This is a genomic window from Burkholderia plantarii (assembly GCF_001411805.1).
Lineage (GTDB): Bacteria > Pseudomonadota > Gammaproteobacteria > Burkholderiales > Burkholderiaceae > Burkholderia > Burkholderia plantarii.
The window spans coordinates 3,640,212-3,661,469 of record NZ_CP007212.1; the positions used below are offsets into that span (position 1 = coordinate 3,640,212).

The following is a 21,258-nucleotide window of genomic DNA, read 5'->3' on the forward strand; positions in this document are numbered from 1 at the left end:
CGGCCCCGGCGGCCCGAAGGCGACACGGCGGCGACGGCGGCGACGGCTGGCGATGCACGAGGGCGGCGACGGCCCTCGCCACCGCCCGGAACCCCGACGATAGACCGGCAATCGTGACGCGCGGATGTCATGCGCGCAGCCATGGGCCGCGAACCGAACTTCATCCGGACGCTGCCCGACCGCCCGCGGGCCATGCGTGGGGCGGCCGGTTGCACGCTCAGCGCGGGCGGGCCTTGGGGTCGAGGCGCAGCGCGCGCCGCCGCGGCGCGGCGGGCTTCTTCGGCTCCGGCTCGCCGTCGGCCGCCGTCTCGCGCGTGGTGCCGCGTGCGGCCGGGGCACGGCGCGCGGCGGCGCGGCGCGGTGCTGGTGGAGATGCCGGTGAAGCCGCCGCGTCGTCGCGCGTGGCCGCCATCGCCGCGCCGAGCGCCGCCGGCAGCACGCCGTGCTCGGCATGCCACTGGCGCAGCAGCATGCGCGTCTGGCCGTCGATGGTGGCCCGCAGCAGCGCGCCGCGTCCGCCGTCGAACGACTCCCAGCCAAGCAGCGTCAGCGCCGAGCGCTGGGCGATGTGGAACACCGTGAGCTGGCCGAGCAGGCTGAACGCGCGAATCCGCGTGACCGGGCTCTCGGGATCGAGGCCGGAGATGCGGCCGACCAGTTCCGCGCAGACGTCGTTGAGCGGGCGCCGGATCCGCTCCATCAGGATCTCGGTGGCCACGTTCGGCTCGAGTCCCGCCTGTTCGCGCGCGAAGAACATGCGCTGGTGAACCGTCTTCGGCGCCGTGAACATCCGTTCCGAGATCGCGTGCATGATGCCGAGGAACGCGTCGATCAGCGTTTCCACGCCGGCCTGCGCGTCGAGCATCGCGCGCGCGTGGTCGAGCGGCTGGCCGAACGCCCCGCAGGCCGTGTCGGCGATCGCGTCGGCGCAGGCGCGGAACACCCCTTCCTTGTTCTCGAAGTAGTACTGCAGCGCAGGCGCATTGACGCCCGCGCGCGCGGCGATGTCCCGCGTCGAGGCGCCGGCGAACCCGCGTTCGCCGAACAGCTCGATGGCGGCCTCGATGATGCGCTGGCGGGTTTCGTCACCGCGCGCGTAGCCGCTCGACGACACGCGACGCAGCTTCTTCGCTTCCGTCATAGACCCCTCACAATTCAGACAAACCACATTCTACTTGACACAAATCTACCAACTGGAATAATTCTTCCGCTTGGAATAATTTGGATACCCGAATGTCGTCGACGCCTCAAGACCCGCCGAAAGGCAACCGTCAGGAACCTGCCGCCAATCCGTCTTCGGGCAATCCGGCCCCCGACGCCCCCGCACGCAAGCCGAACCGGCGCCGCATCCTGATCGCGCTGGCCGTGGTCGCGCTGATCGGCGGCGCGATCTGGCTGGTCCACTGGTGGACCGTCGGCCGCTTCATCGAGAACACCGACGACGCCTACCTGCAGGCCGACAGCATGACCGCCGCGCCGAAGGTGTCGGGCTACGTGACCGACGTCTACGTGCGCGACAACCAGCAGGTGAAGGCCGGCGACCCGCTCGTCAAGCTCGACGTGCGCCAGTACCAGGTCTCGCTGCAGCAGTCGCGGGCCACCGTGGACGCGCGCCGCGCCGACATCGCGCGCGCCGAGGCCGACATCGCCCAGCAGCGCGCCAACCTCGAACAGGTCGAGGCGCAGGCACGCGTGTCGAGCATCAACCTGCGCCATGCCAGCGACGAGTACGCGCGCTACGCGCCGCTCGCCGCGACCGGCGCCGAGACCCACGAGCGTATCGCCGATCTGAAAAACACGCGCGACCAGGCGCAGGCCACGCTGGCCGCCAACCAGGCGTCGATCGCCGCGGCCCGCACCCAGATCGCCTCCAGCACCGCGCAGCTGCAGCAGGCGCAGGCGCAGCTCGAGGCCGCGCAGGCGGGCGCCGCGCAGTCTCAGCTCGATCTCGACAACACCATCGTGCGCAGCACGCTGGACGGCCGGGTCGGCGACCGCACCGTGCGCGTGGGCCAGTACGTGCAGCCCGGCACGCGGCTGCTGACCGTGGTGCCGGTGCAGGATCTCTATCTGGTGGCGAACTTCAAGGAAACCCAGGTCGACCGCATGCGTCCGGGCCAGCCCGTCACGCTGCGCGTGGACGCGCTGTCGGGCCGCGAGCTGCACGGCCGCATCGAGAGCTTCGCTCCCGGCACCGGCGCGCAGTTCGCGCTGCTGCCGCCCGAGAACGCCACCGGCAACTTCACGAAGATCGTGCAGCGCGTGCCGGTGCGGATCCACGTCGACACCGACGACGAGGCGCGTCGCGTGCTGCTGCCGGGCCTGTCGGTGAATGTGGACGTCGACACGCGCGACGACGGGAAACAGCATGGCTGAGGCCGCCACGCCGGCCGGCGCCCCGGCCGCCCCCGCCGCCCCGCACCCCGAGCGCGCCACCGCCTCCGACTGGATCGCGGTGGCCGCCGGCTCGCTCGGCGCGCTGATGGCCACACTCGACATCTCGATCACCAACTCGGCGCTGCCGCAGATCCAGGGCGAAATCGGCGCGACCGGCACCGAGGGCACCTGGATTTCGACCGGCTACCTGATGTCGGAAATCGTGATGATCCCGCTCGCCGCGTGGCTCACGCGCGTGTTCGGCCTGAAGAACTTCCTGCTCGCCTCGTCGGTGCTGTTCATCGCGTTCTCGATGATGTGCGGCTGGTCGAGCACGCTCGCGCTGATGATCGCCGGCCGGATCGGCCAGGGCTTCACCGGCGGCGCGATGATCCCGACCGCGCAGACCATCATCCGCACCCGGCTGCCGCCCTCGCAGCTGCCGGTGGGCATGACGCTGTTCGGCCTGATCGTGCTGCTCGGGCCGCTGTTCGGGCCGGTGCTGGGCGGCTGGCTCGCCGAGAACGTCAACTGGAGCTGGTGCTTCTTCATCAACCTGCCGGTGTGCCTGGTGCTGATCACGCTGCTGGTGGTCGGGCTCACCTCCGACAAGGCGCAGTGGCAGCAGTTCTTCAACGCCGACTGGGTCGGCATCGCGGGGCTCGCGATCGGGCTGTCGTCGCTGACCGTGGTGCTCGAGGAAGGCCAGCGCGAGCGCTGGTTCGAGTCGCAGATGATCGTCTCGCTGAGCTGGGTGTCGTTCGTCGGCATGGTGCTGATCGCGGTCTCGCAGTTCACCGCCAGGCGGCCGATCCTGCGGCTCTCGCTGATGCGCAACCCGCGCTACGCGAGCGTGATCCTGATCGTCGCGGCGGTCGGCGCGGGCCTGTACGGCGTGTCGTACCTGCTGCCGCAGTTCCTCGCGATCGTGGCCGGCTACAACGCCGAGCAGGCGGGCGAGATCATGCTGCTGTCGGGCCTGCCCGCGTTCCTGATGATGCCGATCCTGCCGAGGCTGCTCGGCAAGGTCGATTTCCGGATCCTCGTGATCACCGGGCTGCTGCTGTTCTTCCTGAGCTGCATGCTCGACATCTCGCTGACCGCGCAGAGCGTCGGCCACGACTTCGCCTGGTCGCAGCTGATCCGCGGCGTGGCGCAGATGCTCGCGATGATGCCGCTGAACCAGGCCTCGATGGCCGCCGTCTCGCGCGAGGAATCGGGCGACGCGGCCGGGCTCTACAACATGGCGCGCAATCTCGGCGGCTCGATCGGGCTGGCCATCATCGGCACCATCATCGACCGGCGCACCACGTTCCACACGGCCGCGCTGCGCGAGTCGCTCACCGCCAACTCGCTGATCGGGCAGGACCGCATCGCCACCTACGCGGCGAGCTGGTTCGCGCGCACCGGCGACATGGCCTACTCGCAGATGCGCGCGTTGGGTCAGATCGCCCGGCAGATCCAGGTGCAGGCCACCGTGATGACCTACTCCGAAACCTTTTACCTGCTCGGACTCGCGCTGATCGCCTGCGTCCCGCTCGCGCTGCTGCTCAGAACGCCGCGCCGCGGTTCGCCGCCGCCCGCCTCGTCCGGCCACTGACCCGATGCACCTCATGACGTTTTCCCCGCCGTCCCGCCGCCGCGCCATGGTCCCCCTCGCGCCCCTCACGCTGCTCGCGCTCGTCGGCCTGCTCGCCGGCTGCACGGTCGGCCCGAACTACCACGGCGCACCGCCCGCGCCAGACGACGCGGCCTTCGTGCGCACGCCGAAGACGGGCGTGCTGGCCGCCGCGCCGACGCCGAGCGCCTGGTGGCGCGCGCTCGGCGATGCGCAGTTGAACGAACTGATCGCCGCCGCGCTGGCCCACAACCCCGATCTGCACGCGGCGCAGGCGCGGCTGCGCGAGGCGCGCGCGCAACTGAGCCAGCAGCGCGCCAACGCGCTGCCGAAGCTCAGCGCCGACGCGGCCGTGCTGCGCACGCGCGAGCCCGATGCGAACGCGTTCTCGGCGCTGACCGGCTCGAGTGGTTCGAACGGCTCGGGCAGCGGCTCGTCGCAGCCCGGCACCGGCCCGATCCAGCTCTACACGGCCGGCTTTGACGCGACCTGGGAAATCGACCTGTTCGGCGGCACGCGGCGCGCGATCGAGGCCGCCTCGGCCCAGGCCGAGGCCGTCGACGCCGATCTCGCCGACACCCAGGTCTCGCTCGCGGCCGAGGTCGCGAACGCCTACGTCGGCCTGCGCGACCAGCAGCAGCGCCTCGCGCTGTCGCAGCGCACCGCCGCGCTGCAGCAGCAGATGCTCGACCTGACGCTGCAGCGGCGCGGCCGCGGCGTGGTGGACGACGCCGACATCGAGCGGCTCACCACCCAGGTGGAAAACACGCGCGCCACGCTGATCCCGCTCGACGCGCAGGTCACCGAGTCGCTCGACCGGCTCGCGATCCTGACGGGCCGCGCGCCGGGCACGCTCGACGCGCAGCTCTCGGCACCCGACGCCGCGCTGCCGGCGCTGCCCGGGACGGTCGCGATCGGCGACGCCGGCGCGCTCCTCAAGCAGCGCCCCGACATCCGCGCGGCCGAGCGCCGGCTCGCCTCCAGCAACGCGCAGATCGGCGAGCACGTGGCCGACTACTTCCCGAAGGTCACGCTGCTCGGCGACATCGGCTTCAGCGCGGCCGATCCGGGCCACCTGTTCCGCAAGCAGAACTACTCGTGGATCGGCGCGCCGTACCTGCAATGGAACCTGTTCGACTTCGGCCGCACGCGCGGCGCCGTGCGCGCGGCCGAAGCCTCGCGCGACGAGGCCGAGGCGAACTACACGAAGGCCGTGCTGGGCGCGCTGCAGGACGCCAACACCGCCCTGTCGCGCTACGGGCACCAGCGCGACCACGTGGTCGCGCTGGCGAAGATCGAGACCTCGGCGACGCACTCGGCCGCGCTGATGGACCAGCGCTACCGGGCCGGCGTGTCGTCGCTGATCGACCTGCTCGACACGCAGCGCGAGGCGCTCTCGGCGCGGCAAAACGTGATCGCCGGGCAGGCCGAGCTGCTCGACGACTACATCTCGCTGCAGAAGAGCCTCGGCCTCGGCTGGCAGACCGATGCGAACGCGCGGGATACGCCGGCTACCGCGGCAGCCGATGCGAAGCCGGCCGGCTGAAGTCAGCGGGCTAGACGGGATGGGGATGTCGATGGAGAGCGCCGGCGGATTCCCCGGAACGCGTCGATGTCGGCCCGATGCCGGGTTGATGCGGCCTCGGCACCGGGGCCGCCCCGAAACCCGGCACGCGAGCGGGCCCGATCCCATGCCGGCCTGCCCCGTGCCTGCACCGCCGCTTCGCGTCAGCGCTCGATGCGCGCGCGCGTGGTGGCGAGCAACCCCGCCATCGCGCGGCGCGCCGCGTCGGCGTCGCGCGCGCGGATCGCCTCGCACACGCGCGTGTGCTCGCCCAGCGACGCGTTGAACACGTCGGCGCGCCGCGCGTTCACACGCAGCTGCGCCTCGAGCGTGCGCTCGATCAGCGCGCCCAGCGGAATCAGCAGCTCGTTGCCGCCCGCCGCCAGCACGCTCAGGTGAAAGCGCAGGTCGGCGCGCACCCATTCGTCCACCTGCTTCGCATCGCACATCGCCTCGTGCGCGGCGTCGATCGCGGCCAGCGTGTCGGGCGCCCACGCGCGGGCGGCCAGCCCCGCCGCGTAAGGTTCCACCATCTCGCGCATCTCCTGCAGCTGCATCGCGAACGCGAGCGGCGGCGCCACCTGCGAATACCAGTCGAGCAGCTCCGCGTCGAGCAGGTTCCAGGCATGGCGCGGACGCACCCGCGTGCCGACCTTCGGCCGCGACTCGATCAAGCCCTTCGAGGTCAGCGTGCGCAGCGCCTCGCGCAGCACCGTGCGGCTCACGCCGAACGACGGCATCAGGTCGGCCTCGCGCGGCAGCGTCGTCTCGGGCGCGTAGTCGCCGCGCAGGATCGCGATCGCGAGCCGGAACGCGGTTTGTCCATGCAGATCACGTTGAATCACGGTTCTCCTCGTCGGGCGGCGTGCCGCTGACCACTATCTGCACAAAAGTGCTATTAATACTACTTTTTAACGGTTTCGTGTAGGATGCCATCATCGACGCCGCCTGATGCGTCCACCTCACGGAGACACCCGCCATGAAGATCACCCGCCTCGAAACCTTCGTCGTCCCGCCGCGCTGGCTGTTCCTCAAGATCGAGACCGACGAGGGCATCGTCGGCTGGGGCGAGCCGATCGTCGAGGGGCGCGCGCACACGGTGGAAGCCGCCGTGCAGGAGCTGGCCGACTATCTGGTCGGCCGCGACCCGCTGCTGATCGAGGACCACTGGCAGGTGATGTACCGCGCCGGATTCTATCGCGGCGGCCCGGTCACGATGAGCGCGATCGCGGGCGTCGACCAGGCGCTCTGGGACATCAAGGGCAAGCACCACGGCGCGCCCGTCCACGCGCTGCTCGGCGGCCAGGTGCGTGACCGCATCAAGGTCTATTCGTGGATCGGCGGCGACCGCCCGAGCGACGTCGCCAGCAACGCGCGCGCGGTGGTCGAGCGCGGCTTCAAGGCCGTCAAGATGAACGGCTCCGAGGAACTGCAGATCGTCGACACCTACGACAAGGTCGAGAAGGTGATCGCGAACGTGGCGGCGGTACGCGAGGCGGTCGGCCCGCACGTGGGGATCGGCGTCGATTTCCACGGCCGCGTCCACAAGCCGATGGCCAAGGTGCTCGCCAAGGAACTCGATCCGTACCGGCTGATGTTCATCGAGGAGCCGGTGCTGTCGGAGAACGCCGAGGCGCTGCGCGACATCGTCAACCAGACCGACACGCCGATCGCGCTCGGCGAGCGGCTCTACTCGCGCTGGGACTTCAAGCACATCCTGGCGGGCGGCTACGTCGACATCATCCAGCCCGACGCCTCGCACGCGGGCGGCATCACCGAGTGCCGCAAGATCGCCTCGCTGGCCGAGGCCTACGACGTCGCGCTCGCGCTGCACTGCCCGCTCGGGCCGATCGCGCTGGCCGCGTGCCTGCAGCTCGACGCGGTCAGCTACAACGCGTTCATCCAGGAGCAGAGCCTCGGCATCCATTACAACCAGGGCAACGACCTGCTCGATTACATCCGCAATCCGGAAGTGTTCCGCTACGAGGACGGCTTCGTGACGATCCCGCAAGGCCCGGGGCTCGGCATCGACGTCAACGAGGAGAAGGTGCGCGAGATGGCGAAGGTCGGCCATCGCTGGCGCAACCCGGTGTGGCGCCACGCGGACGGCAGCGTCGCCGAGTGGTGATCGACATCGCCGGCGCGGCGGTGGATCTCGCTGCCCCGGCCTGAAACGGATTCGCGGCCCCGTGGCGCGACGGCTCCCGCCGCGCCACGGGGCCGCCGCCGTTGGGCGTCAGAGCGACTTGCGGCGCAGGTCGTAGGTGTCGATGTCGGCCTCGTCGAGCCGGCTCTCGAACCCGTCGGCGCCCAGCTCGCCCGCGAGCCGCGCCTCGTCGTCGGAGACCGGGAAGCACTGCAGCCAGTTGATGCGCGTGTCGTCCACGCGGCACTCGGGAAATTCGCCGTCGTTCCAGATGAACGGGATCGACAGGTACAGATGCGGGACCGTGGTCTTCGGATGGAAACGCGCCACCACGTCGCGCACCACCACGCCGGGCCGCACCGGCGAGGCCGCGGCGGCCAGCTCGAACGCGGCGGCCGCCAGGATCTCGGGCCAGTGCGCGACGTCGTCCGGCATCGCGCCGCACAGTTCGATGCGCGTGTCGAAACCGCCGGTGTCGAGCGCGACCTCACAGAGGCCGGCGGTGCTGTACGACACCACCTCCTCGTCGGGCGCATCGGCCACCGACAGCACCGCCAGCTCGCGCGCGTCGCGCGTGAACGGCCGCGATTTCGGCATGCCGTCGAACAGTGTCATGACATGGCGCGCGATCGCCTGCCGGGCCGCCTGCCTTGCCGCTTCATTTGCTTCGGGAACCATCTCGTCCTCTCCATTCATGCCCGGCGGGCCGCCGCCATCAGACGCGCGGGCCGAACCCGGCCGCAGCCGACGCGGCACGTTCCATGGCCGGCGCCGCGCGCGATGCCGGCCACGGCGCCATGCTACCCGAGCCGGCGCCGCGCGGCCGGCGGCGCGAGCCATCCACCGGTTCCGCGCCGTGTCACACGCGCCCGCTCACCCCATCGCCGCGAAGCCCGGCACGCTGAACGCGAGCACGGCCGCCGCGACGAACACCCCGATCATCGCGATCGCCTCGAGGTAGAGCACGTTGGTGAAGGTGCGCGCGTCCTCGGTCGCGGCGGTACGGCGCAGCCGCGGCAGCGCCGAGAACCGGTTCAGCCCGCCCAGCACGAGCGCGAGCACCACCAGCGCCAGCTTCAGCAGCAGCACGCGGCCCCAGGTACTCGCGTCGAGCACGGCCAGCGAGCCGCCGCTGCCCCGGTATGCGTTGAACGCGCCGGTGGCCAGCACCACCAGCACCGCCACCATCGACACGCGCGAGACGCGCAGCGCGACGCGGATCAGCGCGCCGCGCGCGATCGAGGCGCCCAGCGCCGGCAGCACGGCCATCCCTCCTGCCAGCACGACGCCGCCCCACACCGCTGTCGAAAGCAGGTGCAGCATCTGCACCGCGACCGCCGGCGACCACGGCCCCGCGTCGGACGCGTGGCCGATCGAGGCATGACCGGCCGCCACCACCAGCACCGCGAGCCACGGCAGCGCGTCGCCCGCCGCACCGGCGGGCCGCAGCAGCGCCAGCACCAGCAGCATCAGCGCGCCGAGCGCGAGCAAACTCCATGCGTGCCCGACGTGCGTGTCGGTCAGCACCGTCGACAGCGCGCCGAACGCGCCGCCGAGCCCGGCGCCGCTCATCGCCGCCGCCTCGTAGACGATCCAGCCGAGTTCGGCGAGCACGAACACCAGTGCGGCCGCGCTCAGCGAGCCGCGCGCGCGGCGCCACGCGGGATGGGCCGGCGAGACCTTGGCGCGGCCGCCCTCGGCGCCGAGCCAGGCGCCGAACAACAGCGAGCCGACCGCCATCGCGAACGCGATCTGCGCGAGCGCGGCCATCGCGACCTGTCCGGTCCAGAGGCTGTCGAACTTCATCGGGCGTCCTCCCGTGCGGCGCCCCGGCACGACGGGCGCAGCCACGCGGCGGAGGGAATCGGGGAAAACGTGTAAGACGGGAAATCGGGTACGGGAAGGTTCGCGAACATCGGCACGTGAATCGGTATTTCGGAGTGGGAACGATCGCCCGGTCCGGCTTGATGCTGGCCGGTGGCGCGTGAGTTGCGAGTGTACGGGCTTCGATTGCCAAGCGGCGCCCGGGTTCATCAAAAAGCCCGGAATTCGTGCGCCGCCCGCCGCCGGCCTGTTGTTATCGCATCGATCGCGCGCGCCGCGCCCCGCCCGGCGGTTCGCCTCCGTCGGGCTTCGATGCTAAACTTCGCAGCGCAGCCGACCGGAGATGGGCTGCCGAAACACGTGTAGTCAAAGCCCGAGCCGGCGCAGCCGGCCAGGTCCCCGACGATATAAAAAAATTGGAGCCTCTCGTGTCTTCAATGCGTGTCTTCCGTCCCCTGCTCGCCGCCCTGTGGATCGGCGTGGCCGGCCTGGGCGCTGCCTGCCTGCCGCTCGCGTCGCGGGCCCAGAATCCCCCGTCTCATGCCGCGCCGGCCAGCACCGTCGGCGCCGCGCCGCTGAAGGCGCCCGACACCATGGCCGAACGCGTGCGCGGCTGCACCGCCTGCCACGGCGCGCAGGGCCAGGGTACCGACAACGACTACTTCCCGCGCCTGGCCGGCAAGCCCGTCGAGTACCTGTACAACCAGCTGATGAATTTCCGTGACGGGCGGCGCAAGTATCCGCCGATGAACTACCTGCTCACGTATCTCAGCGACGACTACCTGCACGAGATCGCCACCCACTTCTCGAACCTGCGCCCGCCCTATCCGGCACCGGCCAGGCCGACCGTGCCCGACGACGTGGTGGCGCGCGGCCAGGCGCTCGCCATGCACGGCGACGCCGCGCGCTCGATCCCGGCCTGCGTCGCCTGCCACGGCAGCGCGCTGACCGGCATGCAGCCGGCCATCCCCGGCCTCGTCGGCCTGCACAGCGACTACCTGAGCGCGCAGATCGGCGCCTGGCGCTCCGGCAACCGGCGCGCCAAGGCGCCCGACTGCATGCACGAAATCGCCTCGCGCCTCACCGACGACGACGTGACGGCCGTGACCGCGTGGCTCGCCGCGCAGCCCGCGCCGGCCAACCCGGTGCCGGTTGCGGCCGGCTCGCTGACGCTGCCGCTCGCGTGCGGCAGCGAACCGCAATGAGACCCGGGAGACAGACGCCATGAAACGCCAGTCGCTGTATGCCTTCTGCGCCGTGCTGATTGCGGCGGCCGCGACGCTCGCCCCGGTGTTCTGGCCCGGTGCCGCGAAACTGTTCGGCACCACCGCCCGCGCCGCCACCGACGGCGGCGCCTCGAACGCCGCGCTCGTCAAGAAGGGCGAGTATCTGTCGCGGATCGGCGACTGCGTGGCCTGCCACACCGTGCGCGGCGGCCAGCCGTTCGCGGGCGGCCTCGCGATGCCGACGCCGTTCGGCACCATGTACACGCCGAACATCACGCCCGACCCGCAGTACGGAATCGGCAAGTGGAGCGCGGACGACTTCTACCGCGCGATGCACACCGGCCGCTCGAAGGACGGCAGCCTGCTCTATCCGGGCTTCCCGTTCACGAGCTACACCAAGGTCTCGCGCGCCGATTCGGACGCGATCTACGCCTACCTGCGCTCGGTCGAGCCGGTCAACCGGCCGAGCCGCCCGCACGAGCTGAAGTTCCCGTTCAACAACCGCAACCTGCTGATCGGCTGGCGCACGCTGTTCTTCAAGGAGGGCGAATTCCGGCCCGATCCGACCAAGTCGGTGGAATGGAACCGCGGCGCCTATCTGGTGGAGGGGCTCGGCCACTGCAGCATGTGCCATACCTCGATCAATCTGATGGGCGCGCCGGTCAGCTCGTCGGCGTTCGCGGGCGGCCTGATCCCGCTGCAAAACTGGTACGCGCCGTCGCTGACCAACGACACCGAGTTCGGCCTCGGCGACTGGCACGTGCAGGAACTCGCTGACCTGCTGCAGGCCGGCGTGTCGAATCGCGGCGCGGTGTTCGGGCCGATGGCCGACGTGGTCCACAACAGCCTGCAGTACCTGACCGACGACGACACCAAGGCGATGTCGGTCTACCTGAAGTCGATCCCGCAGAAGGGCGAGGCGCCGTCGCACCTGCAGTACGAGACCTCGCAGCAGTTCGGCAACCAGCTGTTGGAACAGGGCCGCAAGCTCTACGCGGACAACTGCGCGACCTGCCACGGCGCATCCGGCCAGGGCAAGCCGCCGTCGTATCCGCCGCTCGCGCAGAACCATTCGATTATGATGGAGTCTGCAGTGAACCCGATCCGGATGGTGCTGAACGGCGGATACCCGCCGAGCACGTTCCGGAATCCGCGTCCGTACGGGATGCCGCCGTTCGCGCAAGCCCTGTCGAATCAAGAGGTTGCAGCCGTCGTGTCGTATATCCGATCGGCCTGGGGCAACCACGGTTCGCCGATTTCTCCGCAGCAGGTCAGCGATCTGAGATCCGCGCCGCTCGACTGACGGACGGTTCACAACCACGGGGCGTGGCCGCGGGCAACCGCGGGCCGCGCCCTTTTGTTTTTTGTATGTCGGCACGCCGGCCGCTTCGACCGGAGCAGCGGCGGCGCCTTCCTGAACACCTAGAGAGTTTATGTCTTTTGCTTCCCTCGGCCTCGCCGAACCCCTCGTGCGAGCCGTCAACGAACTCGGCTACAACGAACCGACTCCGATCCAGACCCAGGCAATCCCGGCCGTGCTCGGCGGCGGCGACCTGCTGGCCGGCGCGCAGACCGGCACCGGCAAGACCGCCGGCTTCACGCTGCCGATCCTGCAGCGCCTGAACGCGGTCCAGGCCACCAACGCGAACGGCAAGCGCCCCGTGCGCGCGCTGATCCTCACGCCCACCCGTGAACTGGCCGCGCAGGTCGAGGAGAGCGTGCGCGCCTACGGCAAGTACCTGAAGCTGCGCTCGACCGTGATGTTCGGCGGCGTCAGCATCAATCCGCAGATCGACGCGCTGAAGCGCGGCGTCGACATCGTGGTGGCCACCCCCGGGCGCCTGCTCGACCACATGCAGCAGAAGACCATCGACGTCTCGCAGCTCGACATCCTGGTGCTCGACGAAGCCGACCGCATGCTCGACATGGGCTTCATCCACGACATCAAGCGCGTGCTCGCGAAGCTGCCGCCCAAGCGTCAGAACCTGCTGTTCTCGGCCACCTTCTCCGACGAGATCAAGGCGCTCGCCGACAACCTGCTCGATTCGCCGGCGCTGATCGAGGTCGCGCGCCGCAACACCACCGCCGAGACCATCGCGCAGAAGATCCACCCGGTCGACCGCGACCGCAAGCGCGAGATGCTCACGCACCTGATCCGCGAGCACAACTGGTTCCAGGTGCTGGTGTTCACGCGTACCAAGCACGGCGCGAACCGGCTCGCCGAGCAGCTGACCAAGGACGGCATCAGCGCGCTCGCGATCCACGGCAACAAGAGCCAGTCGGCCCGCACGCGCGCGCTCAGCGAATTCAAGGCCGGCACGCTGCAGGTGCTGGTGGCCACCGACATCGCCGCGCGCGGCATCGACATCGACCAGCTGCCGCACGTGGTCAACTACGAGCTGCCGAACGTGCCGGAGGACTACGTCCACCGGATCGGCCGCACCGGCCGCGCGGGCGCGAACGGCGAGGCCGTGTCGCTCGTCTGCGTCGACGAGAAGCCGCTGTTGCGCGACATCGAGCGGCTCATCAAGCGCGAGATTCCGCAGCAGGTGATCGCGGGCTTCGAGCCCGACCCGAACGCCAAGCCGGAGCCGATCCAGCGCCGCAGCGGCGGGGGCGGTGGCGGTGGCGGCGGGCGTCAGCCGCAGGGCGGCGGCCAGGGCAAGCCGCAGGCGGCACGCCGCGACGGCCAGCCGGGCGCGGGGGCTGGCAAGCCGGCCGCGCGCCCGGCCGCCAAGCCGGTCAAGGCCGCGGGCGGCGGTAACGCCGGTGCCGCGAAGCCGGCCGCCAAAGCGGCCAAGCCGCGCGCACCGCAAGCGGGCGGCGCACGGCCGGCCGGCGGCGGTGGCGGCAATGGCAATGGCGGGCAGGCGGCGAATCGCGGTCGCTCGGGCCGTGGTGGTAGCGGCGGCGGTCAGCGCGGGCACTGAACCGCGGGCGGTTTCTCGCCGCGCAACCGCGTCACCGTGCCATGACAAGCGGGGAGCGCGACGCATCGAAGGCGTCGCGCTCCCCGCTTTTTTGCTTCATGAGGATGGGTCGGATGACGGGATTGGCCGTGGGCGGCGGGCCGCACGCGCCGTGACCACGCCGGTCACGCCGGCGATCCACGAAGACCCACGATGAGCGGGCCAGCCGGCCCCGGAGGTGCCGCCGCCGATCGAGGCACCGCTCAGCGCGCCAGCGTCGCCGCGATCAGCCGGATCTGCTCGATCTGCCGCGTCCAGCGCGCGAGCACCGCCTCGCGGTCGTCCTCCAGCTCGAACGCGATTCCGGAGGTCAACCGCGCATAAGTCACGCGCTGTGCGTCGCCGCCCGCCAGCGCGGCCCGAAAGCAGGCCAGCCCCGGCAGCGCCGAACCGTCGGCGGCCGGGCCGTCGCCGGTGAAGCCGGCCGGCTCGACGCGCAGCCGCGCCTGATGGAACGCGCCGTCGGCCACGAAGGTCAGCGTCGCCGCGCGCTCGTCCGCGAGCAGCCGCGCGCCGCGCGAACTCGGCCACAGGGCGATGAACAGCGTGGCCGGATCGCTCGCGTACAGTTCACCCGCGCCGAGCAGCGTGGTGCGCGCCTCGGGCGGCTCGACGCCGCGATCGATCACCACCAGCGACGCCGAGAAGCGTGCCTTGTCGGCCAGCGCCTCGCCGTCGAACAGCGCGAGGCAGGCCGGCGACCAGCGGTCGAACTGCCAGCGCTCGAGCGCGTGGCGGTCGGTGGCGGCCGAGGCCGGCACCGCGTCGCGATCAGCGGAAGAACACATGCTGGGTCAGTTTCGTCAGCGGATACTGCACGCCGGGCTGGATCCTCGAAGGCAGGTCGAGTGGTTTCAGCAACATCTTCACGCACATGTCGGCCGACAGGTTACGGCGCACCAGCGTGTTGACGCGGTGGGTCCGCTCGCGCACGTAGGCGGCATCGCCGACGCGATCCGGATAGCGCACCGCGAACACATGGCGCAGCGCCACCTCCGAATCCTCGTTGCGCATTTCGAGCACACGGCGCATCAGTGCGCCGAGCACGGCGAGCCGGCCGTTGCCCTCGATCTCGTTGTACTTCTTGAAATACTTGAAGAAGTGTTTGTAATGACGCACTTCGTCGGTACGGATGTTGTTCGTGATTTCCTTCAGCACCGGCTCTTCCGAGCACTCGTTGATCGCCCGGTACAGCGTGGCGGTGCCCGTCTCCACGACGCAGCGCGCCACCATCTCGAGCGCGCGCGTCTTCTCGAACGCCTCCAGCGAGCACATCTTCGAGTATTCGTCGAAGAAATTGCGGAACGCGAGATCCCAGTCGAACTCGGGCCACACGTAGCCGATGTAGGCTTTCAGCGCGCGGCCGTGCTGCAGTTCCTCGTGCTCCCACTGCTCGTTGAGCCAGGTGGCGACTTCGCGGTCTTCGCCGAAGAACTCGCTGAGGTTGCTCGTGTAGAGATCGGACCCGCTTTCGATGAACGAGGCCGCGCAGAGCAGCAGCAGCAGATCCTCGTCGGCGGCGGCCTTCGCGCGGTCGATCCGGGTGAGGTCGATATCTTCGATGCGCCAAGGCATCACATGCTTCGTTTCGGCCAGCATCGTATGGCTCCCAAACGCCTCATCCCGGCGCGGCGGCCGGCATCCATCCTGCCGGTGTTGCCGCTAGCCTGCCGAACGAGGCGGGTATGAATTGAATTATTCGATCTGGATCCGCTTATCTTAGCCGGAGTTTCCTGAACGTGCATTCAGCACTGACCGTGCCCGGACGACGCAGTTCCGCCCCGCCGGCCACTGACAACCGACAGGTTATTCGAAGGTCGCTTGCAATTTCATTCGAATCTGCGAAGCCGGACGGCTTGCGGGCACGAGCCGGTAGATCGGAGTCCCGAACAAGGCAGGGCCGGCCGCGGGCATCACGCGCATCGCGGGCGGCGCCGCGCCCCGCCGCCCGCGCGGCCGGAGGCGGCCAAAGCGCGGCGCGCCGGTGTTCAGAAGCCGGCCGCGAGCCCGTCGCGGCGGCTGTCGCTGGCGGCCACGTAGCCGCGCTCCGGATCGTCGGCGTCGAGTCGCCAGATGAACTGGCCCGAGCCGAAGTCCATGTAGGGATCGTCGATCGACTGCAGCCGGTGGCCGCGCGCCTCGAGCGCGGCCACCACGTCGCGACCGAGCGTGTGCTCGACGTCGAGCGTGAAGTCGCGGTTCACCTTCCAGCGCGGCGCATCGCAGGCGGCCTGCGGCTGCTGCCCGTAGCCGAGCATGCGCACGAGGGTCTGCAGGTGCCCTTGCGGCTGCATGTCGCCGCCCATCACGCCGAAGCTCATCACCGCCTCGCGGCGGCCGGCGCGCTCGCGCGTGACGAAGGCCGGGATGATGGTGTGGAACGGCCGCTTGCCGCCCGCCACCACGTTCGGCGAGGCCGGGTCCATCGAGAACCCGCGGCCGCGGTTCTGCAGCGAGATCCCGTAGCCGGGCACCACCAGCCCCGAGCCGAAGCCCATGTAGTTCGACTGGATGAAGCTGACCATCATGCCGCGCTCGTCGGCCGCCGACAGGTACACGGTGCCGCCCGAGCGCGGCATGCCGTGCTCGAAATGGGTCGCGCGCGCCGGGTCGATGCGCTTCGCGCGCTCGGCCAGGTAGGCGTCGTCGAGCATCGCCCCGGGCGTCACCTCCATCGCGCGCGGATCGGCCACGTACCGATAGACGTCGGCGAACGCGAGCTTCATGGCCTCGATCTGCACGTGCTGCGCCTCGGCCGAATCGAGCGGCAGCCCGGCCAGGTCGAAGCGCTCGACGATGCCGAGCGCGATCAGCGCGGCGATGCCCTGCCCGTTCGGCGGGATCTCATGCACGGTGTGGCCGCGAAACGATTTGCTGATCGGCTCGACCCACTCGGGGCGATAGCCGCGCAGGTCGTCGGCCGTCAGCGCGCCGCCCGTCTCGCGCGCAAACGCGGCCAGCGCCGCGCCCGGTTCGCCCTCGTAGAATGCGCGCGCGCCGTCGCGCGCGAGCAGCCGCAGCGTGTTCGCATGGCCCGGCATCACCACGCGCTCGCCCACCTCCGGGGCGCGTCCGCGCGGCAGGAACGCCGCGCCGAAGCCTGGCTGGTCGTGCAGCGCCGGCACCGCGGCGGCCCATTTCTGGGCCACGATCGAAGCCACCGCGTGGCCGCGCTCGGCCAGCTCGATGGCGGGCGCGAGCAGGTCGGCGAACGGCAGCGAACCGAAGCGCGCGTGCAGCGCCTCCCAGCCCGCGATCACGCCCGGCACCGTCACCGTGTCCCAGCCGCGCTCGGGCTGGCGCGCGTGGCCGTGGCCGTCCTCGCCGTGGCGGGCGCGGAAATAGTCGGGGTTCCAGGCCGCCGGCGCCGTGCCCGAGGCGTTGAGGCCCGAGAGCGCCTCGCCGTCCCAGACCAGCGCGAACGCGTCGCCGCCGAGCCCGCACGAGACCGGCTCGACCACCGTGAGCGCGGCCGCCGCGGCGAGCGCGGCGTCCACCGCGTTGCCGCCCTGCCAGAGCATGCGCAGGCCGGCCTGCGCGGCGAGCGGGTGCGAGGTCGAGACCACGTTGCGGGCGAACACGGGCTGCCGGACGGTCGGATAGGGGTTCTGCCAGTGGAAACGGGTCATGCGGCGGCTCCGGAGGAATGGGCGTGCGAACACGGCGCGACGACAAAAAGAGGCGAGCGGCAAGGCAACCGATCGTCGCGGGCGACAAGGCGCCATTGCAGCGCGAATGCGCGCGCGGAGCAAGCCGCGCATCCGCATCCCGCGAGGAGCGCGCGAAAACGGAATGTTCGTTCGCGCACATTGCTTACAATACGGAACCCGCCTCCCGAGCCTTCGAACGAACATGACACGAGACCCCCGCCTGTCGCTGAACGCCCGTCAGCAGGAACTGCTCGAATGGGTGCAGCGCGACGGCTTCGTCACCGTCGACGATCTCGCGACGCACTTCGACGTGACGCCGCAGACGATCCGCCGCGACGTGAACTGGCTCGCCGACCTGAACCTGCTGCGCCGCTACCACGGCGGCGCGAGCCTGCCGACCAGCTCGGAGAACGTGTCGTACAGCGCCCGCCAGCGCATGTTCCACGACGAGAAGCGCCGCATCGCCGCGCTGGCGGCCTCGCACATTCCCGATCAGGCGTCGCTGTTCATCAACCTCGGCACCACCACCGAGGAGGTCGCGCGCGCGCTGAACCGCCACCGCGGCCTGCGCGTGATCACGAACAACCTGAACGTGGCGAGCATGATGAGCGGCTACCCCGAGTGCGAGGTGCTGATCACGGGCGGCATCGTGCGGCCCTGGGACAAGGGCATCGTCGGCGAACTCGCGATCGACTTCATCCGCCAGTTCAAGGTGGACTACGCGATCGTCGGCACCTCGGCGATCGAGACCGACGGCACGATGCGCGACTTCGACACGCGCGAGGTGCGCGTCGCCGAGGCGATCATGCAGCACGCGCGCACCGTCTACCTCGTCACCGACCACTCGAAGTTCGGGCGCCCCGCGCTGGTGCGCCAGGGCCACCTGTCGCAGGTCCACGCGCTGTTCACCGACAAGGCGCTGCCGGCCGAGATGGCCGACACGATCACCGCGGCCGGCACGCAGGTCTATATCGCCGACTGAGCCAGTCGCCTCTTCCGCGAGCGGGTGCCGCAGGCGTCGATCCATCCCCGCCGGGACCGCCCGCGCATGTGCTGCATCGCAGCGTGAACTTCAAGTGAAATCAAGATGTTGGCGCGTCGCACCGACCGCTTTAATTGTGACGAATTGTCAATCGGAAAATTTTCAGGGTCGTATTTGGCGTTCAGCGCCCGCTTGACTACACTCCGAATCCCCGCCGCCCGTGTGCCACGCGTGCCGGCGTGCAGCATGTCCCGCCACGCCTCCCCTGCTGGGTAACGCGTCCCGGAATCGTCCGGCCGTGAGAAGTACGGTTTGTCTGGAGAGAACGATGCTAAGTCCGCATGAATTCGCCACCCTGCTGCTCGTCAAGGACGCGCCCGACCAGGCCGAAATGGAACGCGACGAGCTGGATGCGCTGCTGGAGCAGCAACTGGTTCGGCTGGAGGCGCTGGGCTCCGGTCGCAAATACTGCGTCACCGAGAGCGGTGACGCCGCGCTGCGCTCGATCAAGGTCCGTTATTCCTGAACCGCCGGCCGGCCCCGCCGGCCTGACGGCCGCCGTTTCCGGACGGCGGCCGTTTGGTTTGCGGCGCAGCCGCTTTCATCGCCACGCCGGCGGTGCGAGCGGAGCCGGCCGCGGGCGCTCGAGCGGCTGCGTGGGCCGCTCCGCGCGTCGTCCTTGAAGCCGCATCGGCCCGCCATGACGGGCCAGCCACCGACGCGCCATCGCCCACCCCACCGCCTCGCTCGTCACCCCTGGCGCCTCCCGCCAGCCGGCGCGTCCGGCAGTTCAACCGCCGCGCAGCGTCGAGTCCACCCGTGAGCGCCAGCTGATCGCCTGCGCGCGCTGCTCGTTCAGATAGGTCGTCCACTGCTCCCGCGCAGCGGCGTCGGGTTGCGCGCCGAGCGCCGCATGATGCGTCGCGAGCGCGTCGGCGAACCCGCAATACTGCGGCTGCGTGAGCGCGCGGTGCCGCCGGGCCACCCAGGCGTCGTGCAGCGCGACCTGGACGGCCGGGCCGTCGCGGCCGTAGTCGTGCGGCTCGCCGCAGGCGCGTTGCAGCGTGTCGAGCGACGGGCCGGGGCCGAAGCCTGGCATCCCCGCGCATCCCGCCAGCAGCGCGAACGCCCCCGCCACCATGATCTGACGCATGTTCCCTCCTCGGTTTCGACAATTCCGCCAGTATCGTTCGGGATCGCGGCGCGCGCCATGACGTGCTGCGCCCGCCCCGGTTCCCGCCCGCTTGAACGAACTTTACTTTTTCGCTTTTGTTCATTAAATTTCGAATACGAAAAATTTGCGTTCGGACAATGGAGAGAGGCCCGCAGGTGATGGAACAGACTCGATACGACCTACTCGTGATCGGCGGCGGCATCAACGGTGCGGGCATCGCACGCGATGCCGCCGGGCGCGGGCTGTCCGTGCTCCTTTGCGAACAGGACGATCTGGCGTCGCATACGTCGTCGTCGAGCACCAAGCTGATCCACGGCGGGCTGCGCTATCTCGAATACAAGGAGTTCGGGCTGGTGCGCAAGGCGCTGCAGGAGCGCGAGACGCTGCTGCGCGCGGCGCCGCACATCATCTGGCCGCTGCGCTTCGTCATGCCGCACATGCCGAACCTGCGCCCGGCCTGGCTGATCCGGCTCGGCCTGTTCCTTTACGATCATCTGGCCAAACGCGAGCTGCTGCCCGGCTCGCGCGGCATCACGATGCGCCGCCACGCGGCCGGCGCGCCGCTGGTCGATTCGATCCGGCGCGGCTTCGTCTACTCGGACGGCTGGGTGGACGACGCGCGGCTGGTGGTGCTCAACGCGCTCGACGCGCGCGAGCGCGGCGCCGAGATCCTCACGCGCACGCGGCTCACGGCCGCCTCGCGCGACGGCGACACATGGCTCGCGCGGCTGCAGCGGGCCGACGGTTCGAGCTTCGAGGTGCGCGCCCGCGCGATCGCGAACGCGGCCGGCCCGTGGGTCGGCTCGCTGCTGCACGGCGCGCTCGGCCGCGAGGCGCGCCATAGCGTGCGGCTCGTCAAGGGCAGCCACATCGTCACGTCGCGGCTGTTCGACCACGACCACGCCTACATCTTCCAGAACCCGGACAAGCGGATCATCTTCGCGATCCCCTACGAGCAGGACTACACGCTGATCGGCACGACCGACGTGGAGTACCACGACGATCCGTCGAAGGTCGCGATCGATGGCGACGAGACGCAGTATCTCTGCGACTCGATCAACCGCTACTTCAAGCAGAAGATCTCGCCCGCCGACGTGCGCTGGACCTATTCGGGCGTGCGCCCGCTGCTCGAAGACGAGAACGCCGACAATCCGTCCGCCGTCACGCGCGACTACCGGCTCGAGATGGACGACGGCCCGGGCGCGCCGCTGCTGTCGGTGTTCGGCGGCAAGATCACCACCTTCCGCAAGCTCGCCGAGGACGCCACCGGCATGCTCTGCGACGCGCTCGATTCGCGTGCGGGCGCCTGGACGGCAGGCCAGCCGCTGCCCGGCGGCGACATCGCCGACGCGCGCTTTGCGCCGTTCGCGCAGGATTTCGCGAAACGCCATGCCTGGCTGCCGGCCGCGCTCGCGCGCCGCTACGCGCGCGCCTACGGCACCCGCGCCGAGCGCGTGATCGCCGGCGCCACCTCGCTGGCCGGCCTCGGCGCGGCCGTCGCGCCGGGCCTTTACGAAGCGGAGCTGCGCTACCTGCGCGAGGTCGAATGGGCCACCTGCGCCGACGACGTGCTCTGGCGACGCAGCAAGCTCGGGCTGCACGTCGCGCCCGGCACGCTGGCGGCGGTCACGGCGGCGCTCGACGGCTGGTTCGCGAGCGCGCGGCCGGCCGTCCACGCCGCCCACTGAAGGCAGTAACGCGCGGAGCGCCGAGGGGCGTGCCGCGCGGC

Annotated in this window: 18 protein-coding genes; 10 read left to right on the plus strand and 8 right to left on the minus strand. The window is 70.4% G+C overall.

Annotated features, from left to right (window positions below; translation table 11 throughout):
- Positions 1-217: 217 nt before the first annotated feature.
- Positions 218-1,141 carry a CerR family C-terminal domain-containing protein gene (locus tag bpln_RS15600; RefSeq protein WP_055139231.1) on the minus strand — a complete coding sequence of 308 codons (924 nt, stop codon included), beginning with the start codon at positions 1,139-1,141 and terminating at the stop codon, positions 218-220.
- 92 nt (positions 1,142-1,233) lie between these two features.
- Here bpln_RS15600 and bpln_RS15605 point away from each other — a divergent pair, with 92 nt between their 5' ends.
- The 3 genes from bpln_RS15605 to bpln_RS15615 are packed head-to-tail and all read left to right on the plus strand — an operon-like array spanning position 1,234 to position 5,540.
- Positions 1,234-2,376, plus strand: a complete 1,143-nt coding sequence (locus bpln_RS15605; protein ID WP_055139232.1) for an HlyD family secretion protein — start codon at positions 1,234-1,236, stop codon at positions 2,374-2,376.
- Positions 2,369-3,976 (plus strand): MDR family MFS transporter, encoded by a 1,608-nt coding sequence (locus tag bpln_RS15610; protein WP_042625947.1) that lies wholly within the window; start codon positions 2,369-2,371, stop codon positions 3,974-3,976. The genes bpln_RS15605 and bpln_RS15610 overlap by 8 nt, the downstream gene beginning before the upstream one ends.
- Positions 3,977-4,022: 46 nt before the next feature.
- Positions 4,023-5,540 (plus strand): efflux transporter outer membrane subunit, encoded by a 1,518-nt coding sequence (locus bpln_RS15615; protein WP_055139233.1) that lies wholly within the window; start codon positions 4,023-4,025, stop codon positions 5,538-5,540.
- Positions 5,541-5,722: 182 nt separating this feature from the next.
- Here bpln_RS15615 and bpln_RS15620 read toward each other — a convergent pair whose 3' ends face one another.
- Positions 5,723-6,403: a FadR/GntR family transcriptional regulator gene (locus bpln_RS15620; RefSeq protein ID WP_042625948.1), complete on the minus strand. Its 681-nt coding sequence runs from the start codon at positions 6,401-6,403 to the stop codon at positions 5,723-5,725.
- A gap of 134 nt (positions 6,404-6,537) precedes the next feature.
- On the opposite strand from bpln_RS15620, the gene dgoD reads away from it, so the two are divergent.
- Positions 6,538-7,686, plus strand: coding sequence for a galactonate dehydratase (gene dgoD, locus bpln_RS15625; protein WP_055139234.1), 1,149 nt, complete (start codon positions 6,538-6,540; stop codon positions 7,684-7,686).
- Between the two features lie 108 nt (positions 7,687-7,794).
- On the opposite strand, the gene bpln_RS15630 is transcribed toward dgoD, so the two are convergent.
- Together bpln_RS15630 and bpln_RS15635 are read right to left on the minus strand one after the other, a co-directional pair.
- Positions 7,795-8,382: a suppressor of fused domain protein gene (locus tag bpln_RS15630; RefSeq protein WP_080937299.1), complete on the minus strand. Its 588-nt coding sequence runs from the start codon at positions 8,380-8,382 to the stop codon at positions 7,795-7,797.
- Between the two features lie 195 nt (positions 8,383-8,577).
- Positions 8,578-9,510 (minus strand): CopD family protein, encoded by a 933-nt coding sequence (locus tag bpln_RS15635; RefSeq protein WP_055139235.1) that lies wholly within the window; start codon positions 9,508-9,510, stop codon positions 8,578-8,580.
- Between the two features lie 434 nt (positions 9,511-9,944).
- Here bpln_RS15635 and bpln_RS15640 point away from each other — a divergent pair, with 434 nt between their 5' ends.
- The 3 genes from bpln_RS15640 (at position 9,945) to bpln_RS15650 (ending at position 13,684) form a co-directional block, all read left to right on the plus strand.
- Entirely contained in the window at positions 9,945-10,733 is a 789-nt protein-coding gene (locus bpln_RS15640; protein WP_042625951.1) for a c-type cytochrome, read from the plus strand.
- A gap of 19 nt (positions 10,734-10,752) precedes the next feature.
- Positions 10,753-12,057: a c-type cytochrome gene (locus bpln_RS15645; RefSeq protein ID WP_055139236.1), complete on the plus strand. Its 1,305-nt coding sequence runs from the start codon at positions 10,753-10,755 to the stop codon at positions 12,055-12,057.
- Between the two features lie 130 nt (positions 12,058-12,187).
- On the plus strand, positions 12,188-13,684 hold the full coding sequence (locus bpln_RS15650; RefSeq protein ID WP_042625953.1) for a DEAD/DEAH box helicase: 1,497 nt from the start codon (positions 12,188-12,190) through the stop codon (positions 13,682-13,684).
- Positions 13,685-13,926: 242 nt separating this feature from the next.
- Here bpln_RS15650 and bpln_RS15655 read toward each other — a convergent pair whose 3' ends face one another.
- The 3 genes from bpln_RS15655 to bpln_RS15665 form a co-directional block, all read right to left on the minus strand.
- Complete coding sequence (locus bpln_RS15655) at positions 13,927-14,511, minus strand: hypothetical protein (RefSeq protein WP_055139237.1); 585 nt, start codon at positions 14,509-14,511, stop codon at positions 13,927-13,929.
- Positions 14,495-15,322 (minus strand): ferritin-like domain-containing protein, encoded by an 828-nt coding sequence (locus tag bpln_RS15660; protein ID WP_042625955.1) that lies wholly within the window; start codon positions 15,320-15,322, stop codon positions 14,495-14,497. The genes bpln_RS15655 and bpln_RS15660 overlap by 17 nt, the downstream gene beginning before the upstream one ends.
- Positions 15,323-15,711: 389 nt before the next feature.
- Positions 15,712-17,352 carry a gamma-glutamyltransferase family protein gene (locus bpln_RS15665; RefSeq protein WP_042625956.1) on the minus strand — a complete coding sequence of 547 codons (1,641 nt, stop codon included), beginning with the start codon at positions 17,350-17,352 and terminating at the stop codon, positions 15,712-15,714.
- Positions 17,353-17,575: 223 nt separating this feature from the next.
- Here bpln_RS15665 and bpln_RS15670 point away from each other — a divergent pair, with 223 nt between their 5' ends.
- Both bpln_RS15670 and bpln_RS15675 read left to right on the plus strand, forming a co-directional pair.
- Complete coding sequence (locus bpln_RS15670) at positions 17,576-18,355, plus strand: DeoR/GlpR family DNA-binding transcription regulator (protein WP_042625957.1); 780 nt, start codon at positions 17,576-17,578, stop codon at positions 18,353-18,355.
- Between the two features lie 328 nt (positions 18,356-18,683).
- Complete coding sequence (locus bpln_RS15675) at positions 18,684-18,881, plus strand: phage tail assembly chaperone (RefSeq protein WP_042625958.1); 198 nt, start codon at positions 18,684-18,686, stop codon at positions 18,879-18,881.
- A gap of 264 nt (positions 18,882-19,145) precedes the next feature.
- Here the strand turns inward: bpln_RS15675 and bpln_RS15680 are convergent, their stop codons facing one another.
- On the minus strand, positions 19,146-19,508 hold the full coding sequence (locus bpln_RS15680) for a hypothetical protein (RefSeq protein WP_042625959.1): 363 nt from the start codon (positions 19,506-19,508) through the stop codon (positions 19,146-19,148).
- 176 nt (positions 19,509-19,684) lie between these two features.
- Here bpln_RS15680 and glpD point away from each other — a divergent pair, with 176 nt between their 5' ends.
- Positions 19,685-21,217, plus strand: coding sequence for a glycerol-3-phosphate dehydrogenase (gene glpD, locus bpln_RS15685; protein WP_042626754.1), 1,533 nt, complete (start codon positions 19,685-19,687; stop codon positions 21,215-21,217).
- Positions 21,218-21,258: the final 41 nt, after the last annotated feature.